Consider the following 4,052-nt stretch of genomic DNA (forward strand, 5'->3'; position numbering starts at 1 on the left):
GCACGTAGTGGAACATCTTCGGCGTGTCGTCGTTGTCGGTGGTGCGTTCCAGCGGCTTCTCGAGCGTGGTGGTGGTCGTCGACATCGTGGCTCCTGTTCGCGGGCGCCGCCCGCGAGTGGTGGTGGACGGGCTGCCCAGGCAATGATGCCAGCCACGGGGGCGCCGGCGCGCGGAATGCACCCGTCAGTGGTCCAGATCAATCCGCCCGAGATGGGTTCGCCCGGACGACGGGGCCGGATGAAGAGGAAGGTGGCACCGTGCCCGAGACGCTCGTGTTGACCGACGAGGTCGCCGACGCCGTCGGCACCGGCCGGCCGGTCGTCGCACTGGAGTCGACCATCCTGGCCCACGGCCTGCCGCGGGGCGAGAACCGGGTCGCCGCCGACCGGATCGAGGACGCGGTCCGGGCCGGGGGTGCCGTCCCGGCGACCGTCGCGGTGCTCGACGGCACCGTGCGGATCGGCCTCGGGCCGGCCGAGCTGGACCGGCTCTGCGACCGCGACGGGATCGCCAAGCTGTCGGTCCGGGACCTCGGGGCGGCGCTCGCCCTCGGGGTGGACGGGGCCACGACCGTCGCCAGCACCTCCGCGCTGGCTCACCGGGCCGGGATCGCGGTCTTCGCCACCGGGGGCCTCGGCGGCGTGCATCGGGAGGCCGGCGACACCTTCGACGTCTCCGCCGACCTGCGGGTGCTCGGGCGCACCCCGATCGTGGTCGTCTGCGCCGGCGTCAAGTCGATCCTGGACGTCGGCGGCACCCTGGAGTACCTGGAGACGCTGTCCGTCCCGGTGCTGGGCTACCGCACGGACCGGTTTCCCGGCTTCTACCTGTCCGACTCCGGGTTCGGTGTGCCCTGGCGCATCGACGACGCCGCCCAGGCGGCGGCGATCCAGGTCCGGCGGCGCCAACTGGGGCTGGACGACGCGGCCGTGGTGGTGGCCAACCCGCTGCCGCCGGACCGCCAGCTCGACCCGGGCCTGCACGACCGCACGCTGGAGCAGGGGCTGGCGATGCTCGCCGCCGAATCGGTGACCGGCAAGGACGTCACGCCGCGGCTGCTGGAGTTCTTCCACCAAGCCACCGGCGGGGCGAGCCTGCGGGTCAACCTCGATCTCGTGCTGAGCAACGCCGCCCTGGCCGCGGCGATCGCGGTGGCGCTGGCGCAGGCGGATCCGGCGCGGTGACCGGCCGGGTCGTGGTGGTCGGCGACGTCATGCTCGACGTGCGCTGCCGGCTCGCCGCCCCGATCGCGCCCGGCGACGACACGCCGGCCGCGATCACCAGCCACGCCGGCGGGGCGGGGGCCAACGCGGCGGCCGGGCTGGCCCGGCTGGGGCCGGTGGTGGACCTCATCGCCCGGGTCGGCGACGACGAGGCCGGCCGGGCCGCCCGGGCCGAGCTCACCGCCCGGGGGATCACCTGCCGGTTCGCCGTCGACCCGGCCCGTCCGACGGGCCGGGTGATCGTGCTCGTCGAGCCGGACGGCGAACGGACGATGGTGTCGGACCGTGGCGCCAACGCCGGCCTGGCGGCCGCCGACATCGTCCTGCCGCCCGGGCCCGGCCACCTGCACCTGTCGGGGTACGTTCTGCTGGACGAGGTCTCCCGGCCGGCCGGGCGGGCCGCCCGGCGCGCCGCCCGGGCCGCCGGCTGGACCACCTCGGTCGACCCGCAGACGGCGAGGGGCGTCACCGCCGCCGGGGCGGACACGTTTCTGGGCTGGGTCGCCGGCGTCGATCTGCTGCTGCCCAATGAAGCCGAGTGCGTCGCGCTGGGCGGCCCGGAGCGCCTGCTCGCGGCGGTGGGCGCGGTCGCCGTCAGCCGCGGGGCCGGTGGGGCGTCCTGGTACTCGCCGGCCGGCACCGACCACGTCCCGGTCGAGCCGGCCGGGACGTCGGCGACCGGCGCCGGGAACGCGCTGGCCGGCACGGCGACCGGCACTGTGACAACCACTGTGACCGGCACAGCGACCAGAATTGTGACCGGCACCGACGCCGTCATCCGGACCGACATGGAGACCGACACGACCGGAGCCGGTGACGCGTTCGACGCCGGGTTCCTGGCCGCCTGGCTGCGGGGCGCGGACCCGCGCCGGGCCCTGGGCGACGCGGTGGCTGCGGGGACCGCCGTCGCCGCCCGGGCCGGGGCCCGTCCGGCCGGCTGACCGCGCGGCCGGGGCGGCGGGCCGAGACGGCGGCCGCCGGCTCAGGCCGGCGCGATCCGGGTCAGCGGGGGTCGGCGGTGGTGCCGTCGACGATCTCGAGGGTGCCGGAGGTCAGCGCCCGATCCGGGCTGACCGTCACCGGAGCGACCCGGCGCCGCTTCTGGGCCGGCCGGTCGTTGGCGATCAGCACCGCCATCCAGGGCAGCGGGATCGACAGCGCGGCCACGATGATCGCCAGCCAGGGCGTCTGGTAGAGCAGGGCGGCGATGATCAAGCATGGGATCCGCAGGCCCATCATGATCGAGTATCGGATCCGGCGGGACCGCAACTGCTCGTCGTACGACGGCTCGGCCGCCGTGATCAGCGTCGGCGGCGCCTTGCGCGACCCGCCCGAGGGTGGGGACACCCCGGCGGTCGGATCGGTTCCGAATGTCATGCGCAACCCCGCTTCCGCGTCGATCCGGCAACGCTCCACCGGTGCGTGGAGCCGCTGCTACCTCAGCGGGCCAAGCCAGCCACCAGGCTGCCCGGGCCAACGGTACGCCCCGCCGGGACCGGCCGCGTCGGCCGGCCGGGCGGATCCGCGGCGCCCGCCGGAGGGTGGCCCGGCGGGGCACCGGCGATCTTTCGCCAGAGGTACGACAGGACTACGGCCACGGCCCGACGGTCGGATTCATCCAGACCGATCGGATCGGTTCCCCCGGCGGGCCGGACGGTCCGTGGCCCGGGCCGCGGGGCCGGCGGCGGCGACGCCGTCCGGACGAGCGGCCCGACGATCCCGCGGGCTATCCCGCCGAGGATCGGGCCGCGGCCTTGGCCGCCTTCTTGGCCGCCCGGACGAGTTCCAGTGAGGGCCGGTCGACGACGTCGGCGACCGACCGGTGACTGCCGGCCTCGCCGTAGATCCCGGCGGCCTCCCGCCAGCCCGGCGGCTGCACCCCGTACTGCTTGCCCAGCAGGGCGACGAAGATCGGCGCCTTGGCCGCACCGAAGCCAGGCAGGGCGGCGATCCGGGCGAGCAGGTCGGACCCGTCCGCGGCGTCGGACCAGACATTCGCGGCGCTGCCGTCGTACCGGTCGGCCAGCACCCGGCAGGTGGCCTGCACGCGCTTGGCCATCGCCGCGGGGAAGCGGTGGATCGCCGGACGCTGCGCGCACAGGGCGGCGAACCCGTCCGGATCGGCGTCGGCGATCGCCCGGACGTCCAACCGGCCACCCATCCGCTCGGCGATCACCGCGGGCCCGGCGAACGCCTTTTCCATCGGCACCTGCTGGTCGAGCACCATGCCCAGCAGCAGCGCGTTCGGGTCGGACGCCAGCAGCGCGTCCGCCCCGGGGTTGCCGGTCAGGTACATCTCGGTGGCGGTCATGCCGAGCATTCTGCCGCGCTCGGCCCCCCGGATCCCGGCCGTGGTCGAATCGGCCGGCGCGACCTACCCTGGCGGTATGGCCTCCAGTTCGGCAGTGACCGGGGAAGCACGTTCGTTCGAGCCGGCGGTCGACGATCCCGCGCCCGCCGCGCCACTGGGCTTTCGCCGGCTGCGCCCGTCCGCCGCCGGGTGGGTCGGCCTGCTGGCCCCCGGGCTGGCCGCCGGCCTGCTCGCCGGGTGGGGTCGCGGTCACGGACGGGCTCACCCCGGCCGGGTGGCCGCCGCCGCGGTGGGGGGCGCGCTGCTCGGTGTCGCCGTCGCCCGCGCGGTCGACGAGCTGCGGTGGCGCCGGAGCGCGGTCTGTCTGGAACTGACCGAGCCGGACGCCGTCCTCGACCTGCTGCAGGAGGTCAGGTCGCAGGGCGTGCAGGCGGACATGATCCGGGCCGAGCACGCGGCCGGGCGCTCCGGGGGGGGGTACGCGCTGCGCTACCGGGCCCGGGACGACCGGCGGGTG

5 protein-coding genes and 1 pseudogene are annotated in these 4,052 nt (G+C 76.0%); 3 read left to right on the plus strand and 3 right to left on the minus strand.

The annotated features are described in order from the left end of the window. Positions 1 to 181 (minus strand): annotated as a pseudogene (locus tag ACOJUF_RS21325) (hypothetical protein); the annotation flags it as partial. A 77-nt stretch (positions 182 to 258) separates the two neighbouring features. Between ACOJUF_RS21325 and ACOJUF_RS21330 the strand changes: the two are divergent. Further along, complete coding sequence (locus ACOJUF_RS21330; RefSeq protein WP_420123822.1) at positions 259 to 1,185, plus strand: pseudouridine-5'-phosphate glycosidase; 927 nt, start codon at positions 259 to 261, stop codon at positions 1,183 to 1,185. Further along, positions 1,182 to 2,165 carry a carbohydrate kinase family protein gene (locus tag ACOJUF_RS21335; RefSeq protein WP_420123823.1) on the plus strand — a complete coding sequence of 328 codons (984 nt, stop codon included), beginning with the start codon at positions 1,182 to 1,184 and terminating at the stop codon, positions 2,163 to 2,165. Before ACOJUF_RS21330 ends, ACOJUF_RS21335 begins: the two co-directional genes overlap by 4 nt. 61 nt (positions 2,166 to 2,226) lie before the next feature. Here the strand turns inward: ACOJUF_RS21335 and ACOJUF_RS21340 are convergent, their stop codons facing one another. Both ACOJUF_RS21340 and ACOJUF_RS21345 read right to left on the minus strand, forming a co-directional pair. After that, positions 2,227 to 2,601, minus strand: a complete 375-nt coding sequence (locus ACOJUF_RS21340) for a DUF3099 domain-containing protein (protein ID WP_420123824.1) — start codon at positions 2,599 to 2,601, stop codon at positions 2,227 to 2,229. A 349-nt stretch (positions 2,602 to 2,950) separates the two neighbouring features. Further along, on the minus strand, positions 2,951 to 3,544 hold the full coding sequence (locus tag ACOJUF_RS21345; protein ID WP_420123825.1) for an HhH-GPD-type base excision DNA repair protein: 594 nt from the start codon (positions 3,542 to 3,544) through the stop codon (positions 2,951 to 2,953). A 67-nt stretch (positions 3,545 to 3,611) separates the two neighbouring features. On the opposite strand from ACOJUF_RS21345, the gene ACOJUF_RS21350 reads away from it, so the two are divergent. Continuing rightward, a partial coding sequence (locus tag ACOJUF_RS21350; RefSeq protein WP_420123826.1) for a hypothetical protein occupies positions 3,612 to 4,052 on the plus strand: 441 nt, incomplete at its 3' end.

The organism is Nakamurella sp. (genome assembly GCF_048594475.1).
Lineage (GTDB): Bacteria > Actinomycetota > Actinomycetes > Mycobacteriales > Nakamurellaceae > Nakamurella.